This is a genomic window from Bacillus sp. LBG-1-113 (genome assembly GCF_020708615.1).
In the GTDB taxonomy this organism is placed as follows: Bacteria; Bacillota; Bacilli; order Bacillales; family Bacillaceae; genus Bacillus; species Bacillus mojavensis.
The window spans coordinates 579265-603135 of sequence record NZ_JAJFDG010000002.1; the positions used below are offsets into that span (position 1 = coordinate 579265).

27 protein-coding genes and 1 pseudogene are annotated in these 23871 nt (G+C 42.2%); 16 read left to right on the forward strand and 12 right to left on the reverse strand.

Features of this window, described 5'->3' with window-relative positions:
* The gene (gene rnpZA / locus LJF29_RS09160; RefSeq protein WP_010334097.1) at positions 1-210 is read right to left on the reverse strand and encodes an RNA polymerase subunit omega 1; all 210 of its coding nucleotides are present in this window, start codon (positions 208-210) and stop codon (positions 1-3) included.
* A gap of 382 nt (positions 211-592) precedes the next feature.
* Between rnpZA and LJF29_RS09165 the strand changes: the two genes are divergently transcribed.
* Positions 593-1366, forward strand: a complete 774-nt coding sequence (locus tag LJF29_RS09165; protein WP_229148126.1) for a Cof-type HAD-IIB family hydrolase — start codon at positions 593-595, stop codon at positions 1364-1366.
* Between the two features lie 41 nt (positions 1367-1407).
* On the opposite strand, the gene def is transcribed toward LJF29_RS09165, so the two are convergent.
* Both def and LJF29_RS09175 read right to left on the reverse strand, forming a co-directional pair.
* Positions 1408-1962, reverse strand: coding sequence for a peptide deformylase (gene def / locus LJF29_RS09170; protein ID WP_229148127.1), 555 nt, complete (start codon positions 1960-1962; stop codon positions 1408-1410).
* A 112-nt stretch (positions 1963-2074) separates the two neighbouring features.
* Entirely contained in the window at positions 2075-2227 is a 153-nt protein-coding gene (locus LJF29_RS09175) for a YjcZ family sporulation protein (protein WP_010334100.1), read from the reverse strand.
* Between the two features lie 218 nt (positions 2228-2445).
* On the opposite strand from LJF29_RS09175, the gene LJF29_RS09180 reads away from it, so the two are divergent.
* The 5 genes from LJF29_RS09180 (at position 2446) to lpdA (ending at position 8481) form a co-directional block, all read left to right on the forward strand.
* Positions 2446-3117 carry a YkyA family protein gene (locus tag LJF29_RS09180; RefSeq protein WP_229148128.1) on the forward strand — a complete coding sequence of 224 codons (672 nt, stop codon included), beginning with the start codon at positions 2446-2448 and terminating at the stop codon, positions 3115-3117.
* A 407-nt stretch (positions 3118-3524) separates the two neighbouring features.
* A complete protein-coding gene (gene pdhA, locus LJF29_RS09185; RefSeq protein ID WP_024121261.1) occupies positions 3525-4640 on the forward strand; it encodes a pyruvate dehydrogenase (acetyl-transferring) E1 component subunit alpha in 1116 nt (371 codons plus the stop codon).
* Between the two features lie 3 nt (positions 4641-4643).
* On the forward strand, positions 4644-5621 hold the full coding sequence (pdhB, locus tag LJF29_RS09190) for a pyruvate dehydrogenase complex E1 component subunit beta (protein ID WP_029441235.1): 978 nt from the start codon (positions 4644-4646) through the stop codon (positions 5619-5621).
* A gap of 114 nt (positions 5622-5735) precedes the next feature.
* Positions 5736-7064, forward strand: coding sequence for a pyruvate dehydrogenase complex dihydrolipoyllysine-residue acetyltransferase (gene pdhC, locus LJF29_RS09195; RefSeq protein ID WP_024121262.1), 1329 nt, complete (start codon positions 5736-5738; stop codon positions 7062-7064).
* 4 nt (positions 7065-7068) lie between these two features.
* The gene (lpdA, locus tag LJF29_RS09200; protein WP_168747692.1) at positions 7069-8481 is read left to right on the forward strand and encodes a dihydrolipoyl dehydrogenase; all 1413 of its coding nucleotides are present in this window, start codon (positions 7069-7071) and stop codon (positions 8479-8481) included.
* 50 nt (positions 8482-8531) lie between these two features.
* On the opposite strand, the gene slp is transcribed toward lpdA, so the two are convergent.
* Positions 8532-8906 (reverse strand): peptidoglycan-associated lipoprotein Slp, encoded by a 375-nt coding sequence (gene slp / locus LJF29_RS09205; RefSeq protein WP_168747694.1) that lies wholly within the window; start codon positions 8904-8906, stop codon positions 8532-8534.
* 431 nt (positions 8907-9337) lie between these two features.
* Between slp and LJF29_RS09210 the strand changes: the two genes are divergently transcribed.
* Positions 9338-9457, forward strand: a complete 120-nt coding sequence (locus tag LJF29_RS09210; protein ID WP_010334106.1) for a GapA-binding peptide SR1P — start codon at positions 9338-9340, stop codon at positions 9455-9457.
* Between the two features lie 36 nt (positions 9458-9493).
* Here the strand turns inward: LJF29_RS09210 and speA are convergent, their stop codons facing one another.
* Complete coding sequence (speA, locus tag LJF29_RS09215; protein ID WP_229148129.1) at positions 9494-10966, reverse strand: arginine decarboxylase; 1473 nt, start codon at positions 10964-10966, stop codon at positions 9494-9496.
* Positions 10967-11151: 185 nt separating this feature from the next.
* On the opposite strand from speA, the gene LJF29_RS09220 reads away from it, so the two are divergent.
* Positions 11152-11418 (forward strand): UPF0223 family protein, encoded by a 267-nt coding sequence (locus LJF29_RS09220; protein WP_229148130.1) that lies wholly within the window; start codon positions 11152-11154, stop codon positions 11416-11418.
* A gap of 36 nt (positions 11419-11454) precedes the next feature.
* Here the strand turns inward: LJF29_RS09220 and LJF29_RS09225 are convergent, their stop codons facing one another.
* Entirely contained in the window at positions 11455-12093 is a 639-nt protein-coding gene (locus LJF29_RS09225; protein WP_168747698.1) for a YktB family protein, read from the reverse strand.
* Positions 12094-12331: 238 nt separating this feature from the next.
* Between LJF29_RS09225 and LJF29_RS09230 the strand changes: the two genes are divergently transcribed.
* From LJF29_RS09230 to LJF29_RS09240, 3 genes are all read left to right on the forward strand, one after another.
* Positions 12332-12520, forward strand: a complete 189-nt coding sequence (locus LJF29_RS09230; protein ID WP_010334110.1) for a hypothetical protein — start codon at positions 12332-12334, stop codon at positions 12518-12520.
* A gap of 137 nt (positions 12521-12657) precedes the next feature.
* The gene (gene suhB / locus LJF29_RS09235) at positions 12658-13455 is read left to right on the forward strand and encodes an inositol-1-monophosphatase (protein WP_010334111.1); all 798 of its coding nucleotides are present in this window, start codon (positions 12658-12660) and stop codon (positions 13453-13455) included.
* The gene (locus LJF29_RS09240; RefSeq protein ID WP_229148131.1) at positions 13442-13897 is read left to right on the forward strand and encodes a GNAT family N-acetyltransferase; all 456 of its coding nucleotides are present in this window, start codon (positions 13442-13444) and stop codon (positions 13895-13897) included. The genes suhB and LJF29_RS09240 overlap by 14 nt, the downstream gene beginning before the upstream one ends.
* A 98-nt stretch (positions 13898-13995) precedes the next feature.
* On the opposite strand, the gene LJF29_RS09245 is transcribed toward LJF29_RS09240, so the two are convergent.
* Both LJF29_RS09245 and LJF29_RS09250 read right to left on the reverse strand, forming a co-directional pair.
* The gene (locus LJF29_RS09245) at positions 13996-14910 is read right to left on the reverse strand and encodes a class I SAM-dependent methyltransferase (RefSeq protein WP_229148132.1); all 915 of its coding nucleotides are present in this window, start codon (positions 14908-14910) and stop codon (positions 13996-13998) included.
* A gap of 669 nt (positions 14911-15579) precedes the next feature.
* Positions 15580-17145, reverse strand: coding sequence for a M4 family metallopeptidase (locus LJF29_RS09250; protein ID WP_229148133.1), 1566 nt, complete (start codon positions 17143-17145; stop codon positions 15580-15582).
* Between the two features lie 346 nt (positions 17146-17491).
* Here LJF29_RS09250 and LJF29_RS09255 point away from each other — a divergent pair.
* A pseudogene (locus tag LJF29_RS09255) lies at positions 17492-17680 on the forward strand (sigma factor-like helix-turn-helix DNA-binding protein); the annotation flags it as partial.
* Positions 17677-17970 (forward strand): zf-HC2 domain-containing protein, encoded by a 294-nt coding sequence (locus tag LJF29_RS09260; protein WP_229148134.1) that lies wholly within the window; start codon positions 17677-17679, stop codon positions 17968-17970. The pseudogene LJF29_RS09255 and the gene LJF29_RS09260, both read left to right, overlap by 4 nt.
* Before the next feature lie 44 nt (positions 17971-18014).
* Here the strand turns inward: LJF29_RS09260 and LJF29_RS09265 are convergent, their stop codons facing one another.
* Positions 18015-18620, reverse strand: coding sequence for a hypothetical protein (locus LJF29_RS09265; RefSeq protein WP_029441237.1), 606 nt, complete (start codon positions 18618-18620; stop codon positions 18015-18017).
* A 272-nt stretch (positions 18621-18892) separates the two neighbouring features.
* Positions 18893-19081: a YlaF family protein gene (locus LJF29_RS09270; RefSeq protein WP_010334117.1), complete on the reverse strand. Its 189-nt coding sequence runs from the start codon at positions 19079-19081 to the stop codon at positions 18893-18895.
* A gap of 111 nt (positions 19082-19192) precedes the next feature.
* Between LJF29_RS09270 and typA the strand changes: the two genes are divergently transcribed.
* Together typA and LJF29_RS09280 are read left to right on the forward strand one after the other, a co-directional pair.
* A complete protein-coding gene (typA, locus tag LJF29_RS09275; RefSeq protein WP_229148135.1) occupies positions 19193-21031 on the forward strand; it encodes a translational GTPase TypA in 1839 nt (612 codons plus the stop codon).
* Positions 21032-21086: 55 nt separating this feature from the next.
* The gene (locus LJF29_RS09280; RefSeq protein WP_229148136.1) at positions 21087-21404 is read left to right on the forward strand and encodes a YlaH-like family protein; all 318 of its coding nucleotides are present in this window, start codon (positions 21087-21089) and stop codon (positions 21402-21404) included.
* A 56-nt stretch (positions 21405-21460) separates the two neighbouring features.
* Here LJF29_RS09280 and LJF29_RS09285 read toward each other — a convergent pair whose 3' ends face one another.
* Entirely contained in the window at positions 21461-21670 is a 210-nt protein-coding gene (locus LJF29_RS09285; RefSeq protein WP_105954170.1) for a YlaI family protein, read from the reverse strand.
* A gap of 86 nt (positions 21671-21756) precedes the next feature.
* Positions 21757-22386 (reverse strand): YhcN/YlaJ family sporulation lipoprotein, encoded by a 630-nt coding sequence (locus LJF29_RS09290; protein WP_010334121.1) that lies wholly within the window; start codon positions 22384-22386, stop codon positions 21757-21759.
* Positions 22387-22540: 154 nt separating this feature from the next.
* Here LJF29_RS09290 and LJF29_RS09295 point away from each other — a divergent pair, with 154 nt between their 5' ends.
* Positions 22541-23869 carry a PhoH family protein gene (locus tag LJF29_RS09295; RefSeq protein WP_229148138.1) on the forward strand — a complete coding sequence of 443 codons (1329 nt, stop codon included), beginning with the start codon at positions 22541-22543 and terminating at the stop codon, positions 23867-23869.
* The last annotated feature ends 2 nt before the right edge of the window (positions 23870-23871 follow it).

The window sequence follows — 23871 nt, forward strand, 5'->3', positions numbered from 1 at the left end:
TCATAACTCCAATACTTTAAAATTTTCACTCTGTTGTTCATATTCTAAAAAAGCACCGTCAACAGGTGTGATAAATTCAATATTAAATTTCTTGTCTTTCAGTTTTGTTCTGACGTCACGCTCTGATACGCCTTCAATATAAAGTGAATCTGTTTTTTCCCGAACAGGTACTTCCTCAGCTTTTTTTTGATAAAATACCTTATAAATCATCCAAATCTCTCCTTAAATGCCGTATGTTAGACTCGCCTTACTCTATTATATTCGAAAACGGAATATAAGGAAAGTCTTGAGCAAAATAAGGACCTTTGAAAAAGTGACAGATCCCTTATCAGGCAATGACTTTCCTGCGGAGCATTCCGTTCCATTGTCTTCTGAGCTTCTTTTTTAATTTCCTAAGCATAACGCAGGCCCCTCCTTCAATTGTTACTTGTCCAAGGTTGTTGTATACAAATAGTATACGGAGTTTAGCACGGACTTTTCGTGGATATTAATGGAATTTTATTTAGTTTTTGAGGGAAATGGTTTGCTGAACCGGAATCTTTTTGTATGATGAGTGTGGGAATTGCAGATTAAGACATAAAGGGGAATAACGATGGACTCAAAATTAATCTTTTTCGATATTGACGGCACGATATATGATCATGACAAAAAAATACCGGAAAGCACAAGAAAAACGGTAGCAGAGCTTCAGCGGCAGGGACACCATGTGTTTATCGCCAGCGGGCGGTCCCCGTTTCTGGTGAAACCGATTTTAGAGGAGTTAGGCATTCACTCATTTATTTCCTACAATGGTCAGTATGTCGTCTTTGAAAAAGAAGTGATTTATAAGAATCCGCTGCCTGAAGAGGCTATCAGAAGATTGTTAAAGCAGGCGGGAGAAGGAAGCCACCCGGTTGTGTTTATGGCTGAAGATACAATGAAAGCAACTGTTGCAGATCATCCTCATGTTTTGGAGGGAATCGGCAGCCTGAAGACCGACTATCCTGAAACCGATGACCTCTTCTATGAAGGAAAAGACATTTTTCAGCTTCTGTTGTTTTGCCAGGATGAAGAAGAAAAAGTTTATGCGGCTTTTCCTGAATTCGATCTTGTGCGCTGGCATGAGCTTTCGACTGATGTTCTGCCGCGCGGCGGATCAAAGGCGGAGGGGATTAAAAAAGTAATCGAGCGTCTTCCGTTTGATATCAGCGATACATATGCCTTCGGCGACGGATTAAATGATCTGCAAATGATTCAGTTTGTCGGAACAGGCGTTGCCATGGGGAATGCCGTTCCTGAATTAAAAGAAGTTGCGGATTTTGTAACAAAGCCTGTAGACGAGGATGGAATTGCTCATGCTGTCAAAGAATTAGGCCTGCTAAAATAAAAAAGCGGCTGGCACTTAGAGTGTCAGCCGCATATTTTCTTTTAGCGGTCAATCGCAATCGCATTTTCAGGTTCATTAAAAGGATTTTCTTTATTGATATAATCATAAAACATAACGCCATTTAAATGGTCGATTTCATGCTGAAATACAATCGCCGGAAATCCTTTTAAACGAATATCAATTTGTTCACCCTCCAGTGTTGTTCCTTTCACTCTGATACGAGCATAGCGCGGAACAAAGCCGGGAATTGCCTCATCAACTGACAGGCAGCCTTCACCGCTTGTTAAGTAGCTTCTTTCAACGGAATGGCTGACGATCTTTGGATTAAACAATGCATAGCTGTATAACTTCCCGGAAGCATCTTCTGCATGGACTGCGATCATCCGTTTATTAATATTAATTTGAGGAGCCGCGAGTCCCACGCCGGGACGCAGCTTATATTTTTCGGCTAATTCCGGATTTTGGCTGTTTTTTACGAATTCAATCATATCTGCCAGCTGCTGTTTTTCTTCTTCTGTGGCAGGCAGCCCGACAGGCTCTGCTGTCACTCTTAGGGCAGGGTGGCCGTCGCGCACGATGTTTTCCATAGTAATCAAGAAACTTCACTCCTAAAGCTTAATATGTAAATTATATCGGATTTCTTCGTAAAGGTGCAACGAAACAAATGACCAGCCGTAAATGGCTGGTCAGTGTTTTACTGTGTAATGATTAACAGCCTCCGCCTAAATAAGCAGCTCCGACAATGATTAACAGAATGAATAAAACAACAATTAACGCAAATGTGCGGCCATATCCTGCTCCGCCATATCCGTAACCATAACTGCAGCAGCCTCCGCCGTAACCATATCCATAACCGTACATGAACATAACCTCCTCTTTTAATTACGCCAGAGCCTTGTAGTAGGCATAGCGTCTACAATAACCTATGTAAAAACAAAAAAGTTGTATGGTCATCTGTCCTGATTTTTCACGATTTAGATTTGATTTTTTGTTCAGCAAACCATGAGATAACCATCTGGCTATTGTCAAATATCTTTATGGATTCTATAGTAGAAAATGTCAAGATTGGGGGATTTAACGTGAAAGAAAGAATAAAACGGCGACACGGTGTGAAAATCGGAGCCTTTTGCGCTTTGAGTTTACTTTTAACCGGGTGTGTGGGACAGGATCCGCTGGACTCACTTCATGACTCATTAGAAAAAGTCGCTGATCTAGAAAAGCCGTTTCAAGAAGAACAGAAAACGCTCGAGGAATTAGAGAAAAAAGAACATGCTCTTTACAATGATGTCATCAAGCTTAATATGGATGATTATAAAAAAATCGTTTCTTTATCAAATGAGGCGTTAGAGAATGTAAATAAACGTGAAGAACATCTAAAGCTTGAAAATGAGAGCATCGAGAAATCCGAATCAGAATTTGAGGAAGCAAAAAAATCCGCTGAAACTATTAAGGATAGACACATAAAGAAAAAGGCTGAGACTGCGGCAGATCATATGGAAAAAAGATATGCAGCATACAGCTCTATGTCTGAAGAATATGAAAAAGCCATTAAACTTGATAAAAAACTGTATAAGCTTCTGAAAGACAAAGACTTGACGCTGGATAAGCTTGAAAAGCAGATCGAAAAAGCAAATGCTTCTTATAAAAAAGTCCTTAAACAAAGCGGAGAATTTGATGTGCAAACGGAGAAATATAATAAAGCCCGCGAAGATTTATATGACGCCGCAGGCTATCACATAAAAAAGAGCTGACTATGATCAGCTCTTTTTTTAAATTCTATTCAAAATTTAAATTTCTATTGTAGTACAGTGTGATAGGTTATACTAGTACAGTTTGAGGTGCAGGTTGCATCTGTTTTTTTATAGAAAATGTAAAGCGAATACATTTATTGAAAATCAGCGATGAAAACGATTGACGGTTCTTCTTTATATGGTGTAAACTAATCCATGTTAAGCGGTGTTGTATTAGTTTTTTACAACTTCGAAATAATACAGTTCAAAGCAGAGTGTAACTATCCTACATAAATGGTTTCGGCAAACTGGGGATCGGCTAAAATATATACGACTTGCTGCTGATACTTTAGGGTACCCTAAGTTTGTATGTATAAAAGGAATGCACGTCTAATGACTGTTTAAAAGAAAGGAAGAGGTGACTTAGTATGGCTGCAAAAACGAAAAAAGTAATCGTTGATAGTAAGAAGCAATTTGATGCCATTAAAAAGCAGTTCGAAACGTTCCAAATTTTAAATGAAAAGGGAGAAGTCGTGAATGAAGCGGCGATGCCTGATTTAACTGATGATCAATTGAAAGAGCTTATGCGCCGCATGGTATTTACGCGTGTGCTTGATCAGCGCTCTATCTCATTAAACCGTCAAGGACGTCTCGGATTCTACGCTCCTACTGCGGGCCAAGAAGCTTCTCAGATTGCTACACATTTCGCGCTTGAAAAAGAAGACTTCGTTCTTCCGGGATACCGTGATGTGCCTCAGTTAATCTGGCACGGCCTTCCATTATATCAAGCGTTCCTGTTCTCTCGCGGACATTTCCGGGGTAACCAAATGCCTGATGATGTGAATGCCCTTTCTCCACAAATCATTATCGGTGCTCAATACATTCAAACGGCCGGTGTTGCGCTAGGTCTTAAAAAACGCGGTAAGAAAGCTGTCGCAATCACTTACACTGGTGACGGCGGAGCTTCACAAGGGGACTTCTACGAAGGAATTAACTTTGCCGGCGCTTATAAAGCACCTGCGATCTTCGTGGTGCAAAACAACCGTTACGCGATTTCAACTCCAGTTGAAAAACAATCTGCAGCAGGCACAATTGCACAAAAAGCAGTAGCTGCCGGTATTGTGGGTGTACAAGTAGACGGAATGGATCCGCTTGCTGTATACGCTGCAACTGCTGAAGCACGCGAACGGGCGATTAACGGCGAAGGCCCGACACTGATTGAAACACTGACATTCCGTTATGGCCCGCACACAATGGCTGGTGACGATCCGACTAAATATCGCACAAAAGAAATCGAAAACGAGTGGGAGCAAAAAGATCCGCTTGTACGCTTCCGTGCGTTCCTTGAAAACAAAGGCCTATGGTCTGAAGAAGAAGAAACAAAAGTAATCGAGGATGCAAAAGAAGAAATTAAGCAGGCGATCAAAAAAGCGGATGCTGAGCCTAAGCAAAAAGTAACTGATTTAATGAAAATCATGTTCGAAAAAATGCCTCATAACCTTGAGGAGCAATTTGAAATTTATACACAGAAGGAGTCGAAGTAAGCCATGGCGCAAATGACAATGATTCAAGCAATCACGGATGCGTTACGCACAGAACTGAAAAATGACGAAAATGTCTTAGTTTTCGGAGAAGACGTTGGTGTTAACGGCGGCGTATTCCGTGCGACAGAAGGATTGCAAAAAGAATTCGGTGAAGACCGTGTGTTTGACACGCCTCTTGCTGAATCTGGTATCGGCGGTCTTGCCCTTGGTTTAGGCTTAAACGGCTTCCGTCCGGTAATGGAAATCCAATTCTTTGGATTTGTTTACGAAGTAATGGATTCAGTTTCTGGCCAAATGGCTCGTATGCGTTACCGTTCTGGCGGACGCTGGACTTCACCTGTAACCATTCGTTCTCCGTTCGGCGGCGGTGTTCATACTCCTGAGCTTCACGCTGACAGCTTAGAAGGTCTTGTTGCACAACAGCCTGGTATCAAAGTTGTTATTCCATCAACTCCTTACGATGCCAAAGGACTTTTGATTTCTGCGATCAGAGACAACGATCCTGTTGTTTTCTTAGAGCACATGAAGCTTTACCGTTCTTTCCGTCAGGAAGTTCCTGAAGAAGAATACACAATTGAGCTTGGCAAAGCTGACGTAAAACGTGAAGGTACTGACCTTTCAATCATCACTTACGGCGCAATGGTTCATGAATCATTAAAAGCAGCTGAAGAGCTTGAAAAAGACGGCATTTCTGCTGAAGTTGTTGACCTTCGCACAGTCAGCCCGCTTGATATCGACACAATCATTGCATCTGTGGAAAAAACAGGCCGCGCGATTGTTGTTCAAGAGGCTCAAAAACAAGCCGGCGTTGCTGCGAACGTAGTAGCTGAAATCAATGACCGTGCGATTTTGAGCTTGGAAGCGCCTGTACTTCGCGTTGCTGCGCCTGATACAGTATTTCCTTTCTCTCAAGCGGAGAGCGTATGGCTTCCAAACCATAAAGACGTTCTTGAAACAGCTAGAAAAGTACTTGAATTTTAATCAAATTGCATAATCGGGAGGGAGCTGAAACGCTTTCCCTCCATTATATATGTGTTTTCAATGCTTACGATGTAAACTTTAAAATTGCTTAATCAAACTAGGAGGTCGAGAACTGTGGCATTTGAATTTAAACTTCCAGATATCGGGGAAGGTATCCACGAAGGCGAAATCGTAAAATGGTTTGTCAAGCCTAACGATGAGGTAGACGAAGATGATGTACTGGCTGAAGTCCAAAATGATAAAGCAGTAGTAGAAATTCCTTCACCTGTTAAAGGAAAAGTATTAGAATTAAAAGTTGAAGAGGGAACAGTTGCAACTGTTGGACAAACGATCATTACGTTTGATGCACCTGGTTACGAAGACCTTCAATTTAAAGGCAGCGATGAGTCTGGCGACGCAAAAACTGAAGCGCAAGTTCAGTCTACTGGTGAAGCTGGACAAGATGTTGCGAAAGAAGAGCGTGCTGAAGAGCCTGCTAAAGAAACTGGCGCAGGACAGCAGGATCAAGCTGAAGTTGACCCGAACAAACGCGTGATCGCTATGCCTTCTGTACGTAAATACGCTCGTGAAAAAGGCGTAGATATTCGCAAAGTAACTGGTTCAGGCAACAACGGACGTGTTGTGAAAGAAGATATCGACAGCTTTGTAAACGGAGGAGCACAAGAAGCTGCGCCGCAAGAAACGGCTGCACCTCAAGAAACAGCTGCTAAACCGGCTGCTGCACCAGCTCCAGAAGGCGAATTCCCAGAAACTCGCGAAAAAATGAGCGGTATCCGTAAAGCAATTGCAAAAGCGATGGTTAACTCTAAACACACTGCTCCTCACGTAACACTAATGGACGAAGTGGACGTAACAAACCTTGTTGCACATCGTAAACAGTTCAAACAGGTTGCTGCTGATCAAGGCATCAAGCTGACATACTTGCCTTACGTTGTAAAAGCTCTTACATCTGCACTGAAAAAATTCCCTGTTTTAAACACGTCAATTGACGATAAAACAGATGAAGTAATCCAAAAACATTATTTCAACATCGGTATCGCTGCTGACACTGAAAAAGGCTTGCTTGTGCCGGTTGTAAAAAATGCAGATCGTAAAGCGATCTTTGAAATTTCTGATGAGATCAACAGCCTTGCAACAAAAGCTCGTGAAGGCAAGCTTGCTCCAGCTGAAATGAAAGGCGCATCTTGCACAATTACAAACATCGGTTCTGCCGGCGGACAATGGTTCACTCCGGTTATCAACCATCCAGAAGTTGCGATTCTTGGTATCGGACGCATTGCAGAAAAAGCGATTGTTCGTGATGGCGAAATCGTAGCAGCTCCAGTCTTAGCTCTTTCTCTCAGCTTCGACCACCGTATGATCGACGGAGCGACTGCGCAAAATGCACTCAATCACATCAAGCGTTTACTGAACGATCCACAATTAATTTTAATGGAGGCGTAATGTTATGGTAGTAGGAGATTTCCCTATTGAAACAGATACTCTTGTAATTGGTGCGGGACCTGGCGGCTATGTAGCTGCCATCCGCGCTGCACAGCTTGGACAAAAAGTAACAGTCGTTGAAAAAGGAACTCTTGGAGGCGTTTGTCTGAACGTTGGATGTATCCCTTCAAAAGCGCTGATCAATGCTGGCCACCGTTATGAGAATGCTAAGCATTCTGATGACATGGGAATCACTGCTGAGAACGTAACAGTTGATTTCACAAAAGTTCAAGAGTGGAAAACTTCTGTTGTTAACAAGCTTACTGGCGGTGTAGCAGGTCTTCTTAAAGGCAACAAAGTAGATGTAGTAAAAGGCGAAGCTTACTTCGTAGACAGCAATTCAGTTCGTGTAATGGATGAGAATTCTGCTCAAACATACACGTTCAAAAACGCAATCATTGCGACTGGTTCTCGTCCTATCGAATTGCCAAACTTCAAATATACTGAGCGTGTTTTAAATTCAACAGGCGCTTTGGCTCTTAAAGAAATTCCTAAAAAACTCGTTGTCATTGGCGGCGGATACATCGGAACTGAGCTTGGAACTGCGTATGCAAACTTCGGAACTGAGCTTGTCATTCTTGAAGGCGGAGATGAAATTCTCCCAGGCTTCGAAAAACAAATGAGTTCCCTTGTTACTCGCAGACTGAAGAAAAAAGGCAATGTTGAAATCCATACAAACGCGATGGCTAAAGGCGTTGAAGAAAAGGCTGACGGCGTAACAGTCACTTTCGAAGTAAAAGGTGAAGAAAAAACCGTTGATGCTGATTACGTATTGATCACTGTCGGACGCCGTCCAAATACTGATGAACTTGGTCTTGATCAAGTCGGTATTGAGATGACTGACCGCGGTATTATCAAAACTGACAAACAGTGCCGTACAAACGTCCCTAACATCTATGCAATCGGTGATATCATTGAAGGACCGCCGCTTGCTCACAAAGCATCTTACGAAGGTAAGATTGCTGCAGAAGCGATCGCTGGAGAGCCTGCAGAAATCGATTACCTTGGTATTCCTGCGGTTGTCTTCTCTGAGCCTGAGCTTGCATCAGTCGGTTACACTGAAGCACAGGCGAAAGAAGAAGGCCTTGACATTGTTGCTGCTAAATTCCCATTTGCAGCAAACGGCCGTGCGCTTTCTCTTAACGAAACAGACGGCTTCATGAAGCTGATCACTCGTAAAGAGGACGGCCTTGTGATCGGTGCGCAAATCGCCGGCGCAAGCGCTTCTGACATGATTTCTGAATTAAGCTTAGCTATCGAAGGCGGCATGACTGCTGAAGATATCGCTATGACAATTCATGCGCATCCAACATTGGGTGAAATCACAATGGAAGCTGCTGAAGTGGCAATCGGAAGCCCGATTCACATCGTAAAATAATAGAGATAACATAAAAAAACAGCCCCGCTGTAAGCGAGGGCTGTTTTCCTTTATTTAGACAGTACATGCTGTAATGGTTTAATAATGTCTTCTTTCTTTTTCACACATCCCTCTATTTTCACAACGACATGCCGCTGATCAACTACCATGAGAGTAGGGACGGTTTCGATTTCATCTTCCCAGCCTTTCCTGTTATCGTATACCTTCATTTTATCTATTTGATCAGGATAATCCTTTTCTAAATCAAGCAGAGCATCATAATATGACGCCTCTTGATCAATTTGATTTTCATCAGAAAAAAATAGGATTTGAGTATGATGAATGCTGTCAATTCGGCTTTTTTGTATTGGATTGATTGTGGAAAGGGTGCAGCCCGATAAAGCAAATATTATCATCAGTATGGGAAATACCGCGCGATATCGCATCTATCTTCTCCTCTGTATAAACCATAGTAAACTAGTTTTAGTTTATCACGAGTAACCGCGTCATCTGCTTCTTGTTACCTAATTGTTATATAATTGAAACCGTTTTTAAAGAGAGATAACATTCCTTTAAACCCAATACTCTGAACGCACATTTTATTCATCGCGAATCATTTGCAATTTCGTTACACGATTCAAAAAAAGTTCAAGAAAACATGAAATCACCATGTCTTTTCAGCATAAGTATCGAATGAAAGCGTTTGTTATGAAGATGATAATTCATATAACCGAAAAGAAAAACGTGTTACATTAAAAGCTTTTCCAAATAAATGTGTTATACAGTTTGTTGTTGACATTTTAAATGTGACATATTAATATAATACCAATAAAAGAAATTAAGCGTTTTCAAAATTAAAAGAAATGGGGAATGAGAGATGGGTACGATTGTTTGCCAAGATTGTAACGAAGCCATTCATTACTTCGAGGATGAGAAGGTTACAACGTTATACGGAACATGCTGCGGACAATGTCAGTGTCCTCTTGATGAAGAGTAAGAAAAAGCATGCGGCTTAGCCGCATGCTTTTTGTATTTATTGAATAGCTTTTTGCTCTTTTATAACTCGAATCATGCTTAGAGTAGAGTCCTCCGGTCCTTGAACTGGAAGTCCGGCATCAATGTTTTTGAAGATGTAGCTGATGTTTTCTTCTGTAATAATCTCGCCGGGGATAAAGATAGGAATTCCAGGCGGATACACCATTACAAATTCAGCGATAATCCGTCCTGCTGCTTCTTTTAATGGAACAACTTCTGTATTCGCATAGAAAGCGTCACGCGGCGTCATCGCCAGTAACGGGATTTCTGGAAGCAGTACCTTTGTCTGTTGATGCGTAACATCATTTGCTGACATTTGACGCGCAATCTCTTTTAAAGCTTCAACAAGGCGATCCGCATCGTTTTGGCTGTCACCAGGCGTGAAGATACACAAGATGTTATAAAGATCTGAAAGCTCTACTTCAATATTAAAGGATTCCCTCAGCCACTTCTCGACATCATGCCCTGTGAGCCCAAGATTTTTAACTGAAATAATTAATTTTGTCGGGTCATAATTGTAAGCTGCTTTAGAACCGAGAATTTCAGAACCGACACAGTAAATGCCCTCAATTTGGTTCAGACGTTCTCTCGTCTGGTTGGCAAGCTTCAACGTTTCTTCAGCAAGCTGATAGCCCTCTGTCGCAAGACGTTTTCTGGCGACGTCCAAAGAGGCTAGAAGCAAATAAGAAGTAGACGTGGTTGTCAGCATGCTGAGTATCGATTGCACTCTGTCTTTAGATACAAGGCCTTCTCTCATGTTTAGGATAGAGCTTTGTGTCAGTGATCCGCCTAGCTTATGCACACTTGTCGCGGCCATGTCTGCACCTGCCTGCATCGCTGAAAGCGGAAATTGGTCATGAAAATGAATATGAACGCCGTGTGCTTCATCGACCAGAACCGGCACATTAAAGGAATGGGCTAATTCTACGATGCTTTTTAAATCAGCAGCTACTCCGAAATATGTCGGGTTGATCACTAGAAGCCCCTTGGCATCAGGATGTTCACTCAGCGCCCGTTTAGCGGATTCAAGTGTAATGCCGTGAGAGATGCCCAGTTCATTGTCAATTTCAGGATGAATAAAGATTGGGACAGCTCCGGAAAATACAATAGCTGACATAATGGATTTGTGCACATTTCTTGGAATGATGATTTTATCTCCAGGTCCGCAGACAGCCATCACCATTGTCATGATTGCGCCGCTTGTGCCCTGAACAGAAAAAAAGGTGTGGTCCGCGCCGAAGGCTTCGGCCGCCAAATCCTGCGCTTCTTTAATAATGCCTTTGGGCGCATGCAGGTCATCTAATGGTTCAATATTAATCAAATCTATACTTAACGCGTTTTCACCGATAAATTGTCTGAACTCTGGATCCATTCCTGCCCCTTTTTTATGGCCGGGAATGTGGAATTGAACAGGCTGTCTGCTTGCGTGCTTTTTCAGGCCTGTGTATAAGGGTGTTTCATGTTGCGACAATTGTTTTCCCACCTTTGTAGTAATACCTATGCATATTAGTGTGTATTAAAATCAGTTTCTCAACCGTTTTTTAGACGTAAAACAAATGAATTATATTATGAACTTGAAAGAATGTAAAGAACAATTTATGATCAAATGAAGATGCTTTTTGTAAAAGGAAAGCGAATTTATAAGGAGTGAAGAAAATGGAATACCAATATCCCATGAATGAAGATTGGACAACCGAAGAAGCAGTGGATGTGATTGCATTTTTCCAGCAGGTTGAACAGGCTTATGAAAAGGGAGCCGATCGTGAAGACCTGCTTAAGGCGTACCGGCGTTTCAAAGAAATTGTGCCGGGAAAAGCTGAAGAAAAAAAGCTATGCGGCGAGTTTGAGGAACAAAGTACATACTCTCCTTATCGTACGGTCAAGCAGGCGAAGGAATCTGACCAGGCAAAGATTAAGATGTAAAAGGAAAAGAGCCGGATGAAAGATCCCGGCTCTTTTTTATGCTTGAGATACTTTTTGGGTTAAGCGATACAGAAATGCAAGCTGCTGGAAGGCATCGTCGATTCGCTGCAGAAATTCTTCGTTATTCATACTCAGCACCTCATCTTTTGAAAGCTGTATACCGCATAACAGTTCGGCTTTCTTTATGGTCTGCAAACGTTCAAACAATGTCTTGAGTTGTTCCTTGTCCATTTCTGACTGCTTATGGACCCCTGGCTTTGTGTGATCCGCAGACCAAACGAAGCTGTCTGGAATGTGATTTGTAACGCTGTCTTGATTCGCTTCAAGCAATTTGCCGTATTCTTCTTTTATAGGGGACTCATAAATGATCGCGAACCATACAAAAACATGGCTCTCCCACAAGCCGATTTGAAAATGCGGCAGTTTTTTATAGCCTCTTTTGCTATTGGCAAAAGCCACCCAGCTGTCTGCGGGAGGGTTGACTGATCTTCTTGCATGCTTGGCCACATGGGGGAACATTTCATCTCCGGTTAAAGCAGATAATGTCGGGGCAAAGTGCTCGCCTAGAGCAGTCAGCTTCGGACGAACCCGCTCTTTTAACACCTCCATGCGCGCGTCTAAGCCGTCTATTGTAAATGTGTGAAAGTCTTCTTCAGTAAAACGCATTTGTGTCATGATTTTCCTCCTTCATGCTAAGTATACATATTTTATCACAGTTAGAACGCGCAGCAAAAAGATGAGCACGCGTTTGAAGAGAGGGGGAATGTGGTAATAAACGAATAGGTAAACACACAATTTTCAGAATCATGTTACAGGTAAATAGAAGAATCATAGGATATAAGAAGTATCATTGTTGAATGGCAAAATGGGATGCTTTTTTAAAACAAATGATCTCTGGAAGGGGCGAAAGACAATGAGGCAAGTTGTGAAAGAGGGATTTAGGGAAGAGAAAAACAACCGTGTAGCTGTCTGGAGACTAGAGGTTGATTATGAATTGGCAACCCTTTATGAGGCAATGCAGAAAGAAAATGACGAACAGATTGAACTAAGCAAAAACAAACTTGAACGTCTCAGAAAAGAATGGATTCGCCTCAACGGGTAAAAAGCTATAGTGAAAACGAACCGCGTGAATGGTTCGTTTTTACGTGAGAAGGCATATTTTTCATTTTCCTTGCTTTTTCACTGCCGTTATCAGTATTCTATAAAATAAAGGTCTACATAGAAAAGAGGTACGCATGAATGACAAATTGGACGGAAATTGATGAGACTGCAAAGAAATGGATAAAAGAAGCAGGCGCAAGAATTAAACAGTCGATGCACGAAAGCCTGACAATTGAAACAAAATCAAATCCGAATGATTTAGTCACCAATATTGACAAGGAAACGGAAAAGTTTTTTATTGACCGCATTCAAGAAACCTTTCCGGGGCATCGCATACTTGGAGAAGAAGGACAAGGAGATAAAATCCACTCATTGGAGGGTGTCGTCTGGATTATCGATCCGATTGACGGCACGATGAATTTTGTGCACCAGCAAAGAAATTTTGCAATCTCAATTGGTATTTTTGAAAATGGAAAAGGCAAAATCGGTTTAATTTACGATGTGGTGCATGATGAACTGTATCACGCGTTTAGTGGTAAAGGTGCTTATATGAATGAAACGGAGTTGTCTCCTTTAAAGGAAACCATTATTGAAGAAGCGATTCTTGCCATTAATGCAACATGGGTGACGGAAAACAGAAGAATTGACCCGGGTGTGCTGGCGCCGCTTGTGAAAAGGGTGAGAGGAACACGCTCCTATGGCTCTGCCGCTTTAGAACTGGCAAACGTCGCTGCGGGAAGAATTGACGCTTACATTACGATGCGGCTTGCTCCTTGGGATTACGCAGCCGGGTGTGTGCTGTTAAACGAAGTAGGGGGCATCTATACAACGACTGAAGGTGAACCGTTCACCTTTTTAGAAAATCACTGTGTGCTGGCCGGAAACCCATCTATACATAAAACAATATTGGAAGAGTATCTTCATGCTGAAAAATAGACCATTTGAACAGGATGACCTCAGTTGGTTTGAGGAAATTGCGGAGGCTCATCCTGTTTGGAAAAAGGAAGAGTTTGGGGAAAAAGATGCAGAAAGCTATATGATCTCCTACTCGATGTATAACGGATCATGGCTTGTATGGGAAAAAGACGGCCTGCCTGTTGCCGTCAGCTATCATCTCGAATGGGCTCCTTCCAACGGAAAGCCATGGCTGGGAACTGTGCTGGTTGATCCTGCTGAAGAAAGAAAGGGACATGCCAGAGAGATCATTGAACAGATCGGCCAATCGCTTCAGGAAAAACACAGAGCGCTATTTACAGCGGTTCCAATTGACCGGAATGAATGGATCCGTTTTTTGAGCCAGTGCGGTTTTGAACAGCTCAAGACGGAGAAAGATGAGGCAGACAAGTCATACATGATCATGGTAAAGCCTTTAGTTTAAGCTGCCGTATATATGACGGCAGCTTATTTTCATGCGCAAAAAACCTCCCAATCTTTAACCATTGATTGAGAGGCGAGCTTGGTGATGAACCAAGGGGTTTATTTTTTTACGGCGTGTATATAATGAATGGTTTCAAACGCTGACAAATAATCCGTTCGTTTCTTAAAGAAAAGGTCATTGATTTCAGCTGGTGTGACATGTTCATAGATGAGTAAACCAGCTGAATCTAATGCTTTTTCGATTTCATGATAAGTAAAACACGATTTCATCGGTTCACCGGTTGCTGAAGCCAACTTCACCATATGTTCAACTCTATTAGACATTCCTTTTGTTTCAAAGAGCGTTTCGTCTGCATAATCAAAAACGATAGAGCTTCCCGAGGGAACATGGGCAAATAAATGGTTAAGCAGGCTTTTATTTTCTTCTTTCGTCAAGTAATAAGAAACTCCTAAAAGGCTGAAGAACGTTTTTTTGTTATCAAAGCCTTCATCTAAGAGAGGCTGATATGAAAACGTTTTGGTAAAGTCCATAGGAACCAAATGAAGATTCGTTGGGATAGTCAGCTGTGCATGATCCAATCTTTTCTTTTTCAATTGCTGTGTAGCGGGGTAATCAATTTCATATATATCTAAGCTGTTTTCCAGCTCTGGATGCCGAAAGCAGAAAGTATCTAACCCGGCGCCAAGAATGACATACTGTTTTGCCCCCAGCACCGCTTCGTTGCGCAATACTTTCTCACAATATGCTGCTCGAGCTAAGGGCGTAGGGGAAAGCTGGACTTGTGTAATCCACTTCAGCATTTCCTCTGGGTCATCTTGAAACTTCAAGGCAATATCCTTATTGAAAAACTGTATGCCTTGTATCATATTTTGACTAATGTCGGAAAACTCTTTTTCAGAAATAAGGTGTTTGGCAATATAATCGTCAAAAATTTTAGGTGTGTCATATTGACTGTGATAGGCTCGGCTAAAAGCAGATAGTAAAGCTGTTAAACTGGACTCATTTTCCTTCATATCATGTCCTCCTGATAAACAAAAATAAGATTCCCCCGGCCAGGAGAATCTTATTATACACACAAAAATATTAATAGTAAATTATAGCATAAATAAAAAATTTTGTCAATATATTTGGGTTGGGAGAGTAAGATTTTTCTCTTTTATTTGTTAGCTATTACTTGTAATACATAACTGCAACATGACCTGCTTTTGTGAGAGTCTTATATTAATCCGCTTTGCTCATACGGAACAACGTCATCAGGATCGCCGTGCGCATCAGCATCGGAGGCTCCTCGCGATGAACATAAGCGGCTTGGGCCTAGCTTTAGAATCTCATGTAAATTTGCTCTGACGCAACAGTCGGGATTAGGATTTTCATGGTGTGGAAAAGGTCGCCTTCTACCCAATCGCCTTATAAATGTCGTAGAAATGACTTCTGCATCTTTTAATGGTAAGCCCCGACGGAACCTCTTTTGACATCACTAAACCCGTTTTTTTAAACAATTGGCCGGCGGATAATGACCGGGTTAGTATGTGCGCAGTCTGCGATTTGTTCAGAGGTAAGGTAGGCAGTCCGCACATTTGAACATTAACATATGTCCGGCTGTCGTGAAACAGCTGCAGATTTTCAAAAAAACTTGAAAATCAAGAAAAAGCCTGAGATATCTCAGGCTTTTCATTTAGAAATTACAAACCGACGGCATTCCAGGCTGCTTCAACTTTTGCGGCATCAGTTGAGCCATAAAGGTCACGGGCAGACTGAATGAGGGCGGCCTTCGCATCTTTGAAAGTGGAATAAGGCGTAAGATACGTTGTTAACGCACGGTAATAAATCTGCTGTGATTTAGAAATGCCTAGTTTTGTAATAGTATTGTAAGCGGCTTTGTTTGGAATTCCGCTGTTTATGTGTACACCGCCGTAATCGCCTTCATCTGTATTCGGAAGGTTTTGATAGTTGGCGTAATTGTCAGGCTGGTCATATTTTGTCGGATTGGACAAGCTGCGGAGAGCCGGCTGGCTGACCGTAATGTCTTCACCGATATCCCAGTCTTCTGTATCAGTAAAGTAACCGAACACATCAGAGAACGACTCGTTTAATGCCCCAGGCTGATTTTCATAGACAAGGTTGGCTGTTTCTTGAGTGACACCGTGTGTCATTTCATGCGCTGTCACATCCAAGGAGCCGGAAAGCGGGGAGAAGAAGGAGCCGTCTCCATCACCGTAAATCATTTGATCCCCTGTCCAAGCGGCGTTATTATACTGGCTGCCGTAGTGAACAGAAGAAACGATTTTACTGCCTTTGTTGTCATAGCTGTTCCGTTTAAACGTCGAGTAAAAATAATCATACACTTTACCCAGGTTATAGTGGGCGTCTACAGCTGCGCGCTGTGATGAAGTTGTGAATTTATTTGTTGTGCTTGAGACTAGCGTTCCCGGAAGGCGGCTTTGTCTGTTTTGTAAATCATACGTGATAATTTGAGTGCCGGTTGGTTTTGACAGATCTCTTAAAACATATTTGCCGCTTTCATAAGAAATATTCAGAGGAACTGTTGCACCTTTTAGTGTGGTCCCTGATCCTGTTGCGGCTGCATGTTCTACTTTATTTTGTTGTTTTATAATGCTGCCTGTTTCGGCATCCACTAAGACTTCCCAGTTCGCAGGTTCAGGTTCAATATAGCGAATCGTGACATCGTAAGCCAGACGATAGCTGCCGTCCTCTGTTTCTACCGCTTTTAACTCCGCTTTATCGCTGTTTTTTGCGCTTCCGTTAGAAACGGCGTCAGGTGATTTGCCAATGGCTTTAAAAGCGAGTGCCAATGCTTTGTCAGAGGATACCTTTTTGCTGTTTTTTGTTTTTGAAGCAGACTGATTGTGCAATTCTCCATTGATCGCATAGACTTTGTCAGATTTATCGACGTGAACGATCACTTGGGAATCTTTAATAGGCACTCCGTTAATAACAGGCACGTATCGAAAGTGCTTGTACCCAAGAGCGTCAGTTGTGCTTTCCACAAGTTTCAGTCTTTTGGCGGGATCGCCTTTAAATACTTTGCTGTTCTTTTTCAAAAACTGTTTGACAGCTTTGTCATTTGGAGCAGAGAGCTCTGTTTGTGCAATGGCGCTTTTGGGAAGAAAGTTTGTTTGATTCTCCTTAAGCTGGTAATTCTCAGCAGCCTGAACACCCGGAAGGCCGATCGATAAACTCATAAACGAAGCAGCGACAACGACGGACAATTTTTTACCTAAACCCACAATAAATCCCCCTTTTTGAAAATACTGAAAAATCTTTATATCGTTATATTAAACGAGCAATCTAGCATTCTCAACAAAAACTAACATAACTAGACAAAATTGATAGAATTGTCCTGTGTTTATTTTTGTTGAATAATATCAAGATGAGTCAAGTGTCATGTGCTGAATGATTGCAAGAGTGATGTCGTCTTTTCATCAAAGGGGAGATGAGAAATTTTTGGTTTTTATTGAAACTTTTTAACAAGTGGCTTGTCTAACCGAATGAGGCCTTAATAAGAAGTAAAGGATTGTTGTACGTGTTGGAATTATTCAGTCATTATGTATTGCATTTTGAACAGATACACTGCAAGAGCTGCTAAAGCTAAAGGATCAGCACCAATCCGTTTTGATTTTAAAAGAATTTCAAGAGCTTTCTTATGAAGAAATTTCCGAAATCTTAGGCTGGAGCCTTTCAAAAGTGAAAACCGCACTTCACCGGGCAAGATTGGAGCTCAAGAAAAACATGACGAAAAGAAGAGAGGAGGAGCGGATATGACCTGCTTTCTAGTAAGAGACCTTCTCCCTCTGTATATTGAAGGTGATTGCAAAAAAGAAACGGAAAACTTCATTGAAGAGCATATGAACACCTGCGGCAGCTGCAGAGACATGTATAAACAGATGTCTGAGCCTTTTGAGTTTAAAGATGAACAGACACCTCAAGATGCTTTTCTGCCTGAAGAAGAAATCCGTTTTAAACAAAGGTACTATGGTTTGCTGATTATTAAAGCAGCCTTCTGGTTTGGAGCAGTGTTTGCTGTGATGCTGATCATCAAACTGCTGATCTAAAGGAAAAGCGCTTGCCGGATTGACGGACAAGCGCTTTTATTACATTAAGCCTGCGGATGAAGCATTTGGTAGATGGCTGCAAGCTGTTCTTGAGACAGAGCGCCAAAGAGCTTTTCATAAAAAATTGCCTGCTCCGTTGTCGCACCAGCTTCTAAAGCTGCATTTTTATCAAAGCTGTACGCTCCATCTTCTGAAACAATGGATGCCTGCAGAATATGAATCTTAAGGGAAACAGCGGCGAAAAATTGGTCAAGTGCGAGTGCTTCTTTTTCTGTGAAGCCGAGCTCAACAGCTTTTTCTGTATCAAATTTGTAGCTGCCGTCTTCAACATACACACATTGTGAAACAACATCAAAAAATTCAGAGGTCGATTCCCACAATTTCGCAATGATTTGAGCCTCTTCTTGTGTCATTCCTAACTCGACAGCTTTTTCACTGTCAAAATAATAAACCCCGTCTTCTTCATATATACATTGATTTAATAAATCTAAAAATGCATTCAGGTCTTTATGTGTGATGGTCTCCTGCAAAGCAGGTGTGCTGTGACTAACTGTTTTTGCGCTTGCGGCATCAGGTCCGAAAGTTAGCAGGGTGGCTGAGGTCAGTGCGGCGGTTGTAAGTATGGCTTTTTTTACAAATGTTTTTTTCATGTTTCGTCTCTCCCTTTTGTGAATTGTGGTGCAATTCCCATTATAGGGAGGGGCTGGTGTCAGGAAAATAGGCTTTATGGTAGTTTATGTATATCAATGTCGAACCACTTTTGTTTGGTTAAAGATGTCATATTTAGAACGATTGTCCATGAATGGATATTATTTTGCTTCTTCCCGCCTAGGAAACAGGGGAGATAAGCCTTACGCCACGAAAAAACACCGCATTCATTTGCGGTGTTTTTGATTACAATGTCTTTAGCAAGGATAAGCTTTTAATCGAGCAATCCTTGCTCACGCATTTTCTTTTTTAACGTAAATCCGCTTCCCATCACGGCGCAAACGAGCACAATGCTGGCGATAATGCCCCACGCGCTTTTTTCGGCGATAAAGACGCCGATCAGCATTATGCTGAAAACCGCTGCAAATGCAAATAATAATAAAAGCCAATTCATTTTTTTCATATTTCCATCCCCTTTTACGTCTTATGATAAGTTTACAGAAAAACGTGACGCTTTTAAAGAGGATGTGTGGTATAATATGAAAGTTATCTAATTTTTTTAGGAGATGAAAAAGTGAAACTTCGAAATGATCTTCGCAACATCGCGATTATTGCCCACGTTGACCATGGGAAAACGACTCTAGTCGATCAGCTTTTACACCAGGCTGGTACATTCCGTGCCAACGAACAAGTTGCTGAACGCGCAATGGACTCAAACGACCTTGAACGCGAACGCGGCATTACAATTTTGGCGAAAAATACTGCGATTAACTATAAAGATACACGTATCAATATTTTGGATACCCCTGGACACGCAGACTTTGGGGGAGAGGTAGAACGGATTATGAAAATGGTTGACGGCGTACTGCTTGTCGTTGACGCATATGAAGGCTGTATGCCTCAAACTCGTTTCGTTCTGAAGAAAGCTCTTGAGCAAAACTTGAACCCGGTTGTTGTTGTGAACAAAATCGACCGTGATTTCGCACGTCCTGAAGAAGTGATCGATGAGGTTCTTGACCTGTTCATCGAGCTTGATGCAAATGAAGAACAGCTCGAATTCCCGGTGGTATATGCTTCCGCGATTAATGGAACAGCTAGCCTTGATCCGAAGCAGCAAGATGAAAACATGGAAGCTTTATATGAAACGATTATTAAGCATGTTCCGGCGCCTGTTGAGAATGCAGATGAGCCGCTTCAATTCCAAGTTGCACTTCTTGATTATAACGACTATGTAGGCCGTATCGGAATCGGACGCGTTTTCCGCGGTACGATGAAAGTCGGTCAGCAGGTTTCTCTTATGAAGCTTGACGGTACAGCTAAATCATTCCGTGTGACAAAGATCTTTGGTTTCCAAGGCTTAAAACGGGTGGAAATTGAAGAAGCAAAAGCGGGAGACCTCGTTGCGGTTTCCGGTATGGAAGATATCAACGTTGGTGAAACAGTCTGTCCTGTAGAGCATCAAGAACCGCTTCCGGTGCTTCGCATTGATGAACCGACACTTCAAATGACATTTGTCGTAAATAACAGCCCGTTTGCCGGCCGTGAAGGAAAATATGTGACTGCCCGCAAAATTGAAGAACGCCTTCAGTCACAGCTGCAGACTGATGTCAGCTTGCGTGTCGAGCCTACAGCTTCTCCGGATGCTTGGGTGGTTTCTGGCCGTGGTGAGCTTCACCTGTCTATTCTAATTGAAAACATGCGCCGTGAAGGCTATGAGCTTCAAGTGTCAAAACCTGAAGTTATCATCAAAGAAATTGACGGTGTACGCTGTGAGCCTATAGAGCGTGTGCAAATTGATGTTCCGGAAGAGCATACAGGCTCTGTAATGGAATCAATGGGAGCGCGTAAAGGTGAAATGATCGATATGATTAACAACGGTAACGGCCAAGTCCGTTTAATCTTTACAGTGCCTTCCCGCGGATTGATCGGTTACTCAACAGAGTTCCTGTCATTAACACGCGGCTTCGGTATCCTGAACCATACGTTTGACAGCTACCAGCCGATGCAGGCGGGCCAAGTCGGCGGACGCCGTCAAGGTGTGCTCGTGTCAATGGAAAACGGAAAAGCGACATCTTACGGAATTCAAGGGATTGAAGACCGCGGTGTGATTTTTGTTGAACCTGGTACTGAAGTTTATGAAGGAATGATTGTTGGAGAGCATAACCGTGACAACGACCTTGTTGTCAATGTCAGCAAAATGAAACAGCAGACAAACGTCCGTTCTGCAACAAAAGATCAAACAACAACAATTAAAAAAGCGCGCATCATGTCTCTTGAAGAATCTTTAGAGTACTTAAACGAAGATGAATACTGCGAAGTAACGCCTGAATCCATCCGTTTAAGAAAGAAAATCCTCAACAAAAACGAACGTGAAAAAGCGGCTAAAAAGAAAAAAACAGCAGGATTGTCTTAATCCTTTGCAGAATTTGAAAAGATAAAACCCGTACGCTACAGGGGAGGGAATCTTTTTGAATGACGTAAGCGAACGCCTGTCGTTCTTCGCCGCTCTATATCAAGTGGACCGGCAGCCCGCAGCAGGCATGTGGCTGCTATACGGCACCATTTTTGTTTTAGCTGTTATTGTGTTTAAACTTGGATTTGCAAAACGGCTTCCGGTATTAAAATCAGCAGTGGTGTACTTATTTCTGGCTTTAGGCTGCACTGTTTTGACTTTTCTTGGTGTATTTTTGCCTGTGGCAGAGGGATTGGTCGTCGCTGCATTGATTTTAATCATTTACAAAATTCGGCTGTATCAGTCGAAAAAGGAACAGTCGGCAAGATCATGAAAAAGACTCAGCATCTCGCTGAGTCTTTTTTTTATTCTGTATGAATAGCTGCCGCTTTATTTTTTAACTTTTTCTTTCTTCTGCTGTCCCGGGTGAAACGTGAACTTTCCGGTTTTCAGCCGTTCTTCTGTTTTTTGGGCAATTCGGTCATGGCATTCCTGGCACATATATGTATGGATCGGACGGTTTCTCAGCCGTTTCGCGATCAGGGTTTCATCATCAATTGTTTCAATTTTATCACAAATAGAACATTGGACCCTCATCATATCACCTCTTTCACTCTACTATGTATTATATCATGGATCAGATGCTGTCCAAAATAAGAAAAAGCTAAAGCCGCAAGGGCTAAAGCTTAATCATTATTGTTCTTTTTCATATGATGATCAGATTGATCGTTTTGTTCCGTTTCCATTTCCTTCTCTTGCTTTTCGTTTAATTGATCGTTTTGCTGCTTGGTTTGCGGTTCATCTTCATCGTCAATCACATCGTTAGGCACTTCCGGAAGCACCCGTCCGACAATTGCGGCCAGTTCATCTAAAATCCCCGTAACAGGACGGCCTTCACTGATCTCTCTCCCCATTTCATTGAGGCGGCTGACGGTATCAGGATCAGCAACCACGACTGCATTGGCTCCGTGCCGATCATTTTTTAAAGCCTGTGCCACAGAGTATTTAATGGTTTCGACTTTACTTCTATCCAGATTATCGTCAACGTCAATTCCTACTACAGCATATCCCCCGAGCACAACAGCTGTTGCATCCTTGACATCTGGCACTTTTTCAGCAACGCCGACAAGATGCTTGGCAATATCGGTTCTAGTTCCATTGTCTTTTGTTTCCTGAGATGTGTCCTTTACGTGAATCGGTTTTGTTTCCTGCTGTCTCGTTGATTCTTTTTCAATATTTTGCTCCTGTCTTCCCTGTTGAACAGCGCAGGCGGACAAAATGAGTGTGAGCTGTATGATAATGAAAAGAATTCGCACTTGCGGTTTCCCTCCTTGAAATGCATTCATTAATTTTATTGTTGAATTAACCTTCTATCTTTATTCACAAAAACATATATTTTAGCAGGCGTTCACCTTTTTCATCGTAAAAGAAGCAGGAAGAACTTTGACCCTTATATCAGGAGGCTGAGACTTGAGTAAAATTTATGTGTTAGATACGAATGTGTTATTACAGGATCCTAACGCTATTTTTTCTTTTGAAGAAAATGAAGTTGTCATCCCTGCTGTCGTTTTAGAAGAGGTTGATTCAAAGAAACGATATATGGACGAAGTTGGGAGGAATGCGAGGCACGTATCTAAGCTGATAGACGCGCTAAGACTGAAGGGGAGACTGCATGAGAAGGTTCCGCTTGATACGGGGGGGACGCTCAGAATTGAATTAAACCACCGTTCCTTTCACCAGCTTCAAGAAATTTTTATCGAAAAAACGAATGATAATCGTATATTAGCCGTTGCTAAAAACTTAAGCCTCGAAGAAGAGACGAAGGAAAACGGCAGGCCTGTGATCCTTGTCAGCAAGGATGTATTAGTCAGAGTCAAAGCGGATGCCATCGGCCTTCTTGCTGAAGATTTCTTAAATGACCGGGTTGTGGACAATGATGAGATGTACAGCGGTTATAAGGATTTATATATTAACCAGCAGTTATTTAGCTCTTTTTACGGAAAAAATCAAATTTCAGTTCAGGATATAAAGCAGCATGCATTTTACCCAAACCAGTTCGCGTTAATGAAGGATGAATTAGGAGGATCGTCCTCAGCTGTCGGAATTGCGGATAAAACGGGTACGGTCTTAAAAAGGCTTGTGTTTGATGATGAACACGTTTGGGGAATCAGACCGAGGAATGTTCAGCAGACCATGGCGTTAGAGCTTTTGCTGCGAGAAGATATTCCGCTGGTAACGCTGATTGGAAAAGCCGGAACCGGGAAAACATTGCTTGCTTTGGCAGCGGGGCTATTACAGACAGAAGATTTAGGGATATATAAAAAGCTGGTCGTGGCAAGGCCGATTGTACCTGTGGGCAAGGATATCGGATACTTACCGGGTGAAAAAGAGGAGAAGCTAAAGCCTTGGATGCAGCCGATTTTTGATAACTTGGAGTTTCTGTTTAATGCCAAGAAACCGGGAGAGCTCGAGGCGATTTTGGCAGGGATCGGTTCGATCCAAGTAGAGGCGCTGACTTATATCAGAGGGAGAAGCATTCCCGATCAATTTATTATTATTGATGAGGCGCAAAATTTGACCAGGCATGAAGTGAAAACACTTCTTACAAGAGTGGGCGAAGGCAGTAAAATTGTCTTAATGGGCGATCCTGAACAAATTGATCACCCATATTTAGACAGTCTGAATAATGGTCTGGCATATGTCGTTGAGCGATTTAAAGGACAACCCATCTCAGGCAGTGTGAAGCTTTTAAAAGGTGAGAGATCCGGGCTTGCCCAGCTTGCCGCTGACTTGCTGTGATG

Bases quoted from the DNA above. Each gene is read 5' to 3' on its own strand.
- LJF29_RS09265 (WP_029441237.1), bottom strand. From the start codon at position 18,620: ATGAAAAAAACATTTGTAAAAAAAGCCATACTTACAACCGCCGCACTG.
- LJF29_RS09260 (WP_229148134.1), top strand. From the start codon at position 17,677: ATGACCTGCTTTCTAGTAAGAGACCTTCTCCCTCTGTATATTGAAGGT.
- LJF29_RS09270 (WP_010334117.1), bottom strand. From the start codon at position 19,081: ATGAAAAAAATGAATTGGCTTTTATTATTATTTGCATTTGCAGCGGTT.
- slp (WP_168747694.1), bottom strand. From the start codon at position 8,906: ATGCGATATCGCGCGGTATTTCCCATACTGATGATAATATTTGCTTTA.
- LJF29_RS09210 (WP_010334106.1), top strand. From the start codon at position 9,338: ATGGGTACGATTGTTTGCCAAGATTGTAACGAAGCCATTCATTACTTC.
- pdhA (WP_024121261.1), top strand. From the start codon at position 3,525: ATGGCTGCAAAAACGAAAAAAGTAATCGTTGATAGTAAGAAGCAATTT.
- LJF29_RS09240 (WP_229148131.1), top strand. From the start codon at position 13,442: ATGCTGAAAAATAGACCATTTGAACAGGATGACCTCAGTTGGTTTGAG.
- LJF29_RS09165 (WP_229148126.1), top strand. From the start codon at position 593: ATGGACTCAAAATTAATCTTTTTCGATATTGACGGCACGATATATGAT.
- suhB (WP_010334111.1), top strand. From the start codon at position 12,658: ATGACAAATTGGACGGAAATTGATGAGACTGCAAAGAAATGGATAAAA.
- LJF29_RS09225 (WP_168747698.1), bottom strand. From the start codon at position 12,093: ATGACACAAATGCGTTTTACTGAAGAAGACTTTCACACATTTACAATA.
- lpdA (WP_168747692.1), top strand. From the start codon at position 7,069: ATGGTAGTAGGAGATTTCCCTATTGAAACAGATACTCTTGTAATTGGT.
- LJF29_RS09220 (WP_229148130.1), top strand. From the start codon at position 11,152: ATGGAATACCAATATCCCATGAATGAAGATTGGACAACCGAAGAAGCA.
- rnpZA (WP_010334097.1), bottom strand. From the start codon at position 210: ATGATTTATAAGGTATTTTATCAAAAAAAAGCTGAGGAAGTACCTGTT.
- pdhB (WP_029441235.1), top strand. From the start codon at position 4,644: ATGGCGCAAATGACAATGATTCAAGCAATCACGGATGCGTTACGCACA.
- LJF29_RS09230 (WP_010334110.1), top strand. From the start codon at position 12,332: ATGAGGCAAGTTGTGAAAGAGGGATTTAGGGAAGAGAAAAACAACCGT.
- LJF29_RS09285 (WP_105954170.1), bottom strand. From the start codon at position 21,670: ATGATGAGGGTCCAATGTTCTATTTGTGATAAAATTGAAACAATTGAT.
- LJF29_RS09175 (WP_010334100.1), bottom strand. From the start codon at position 2,227: ATGTACGGTTATGGATATGGTTACGGCGGAGGCTGCTGCAGTTATGGT.
- LJF29_RS09245 (WP_229148132.1), bottom strand. From the start codon at position 14,910: ATGAAGGAAAATGAGTCCAGTTTAACAGCTTTACTATCTGCTTTTAGC.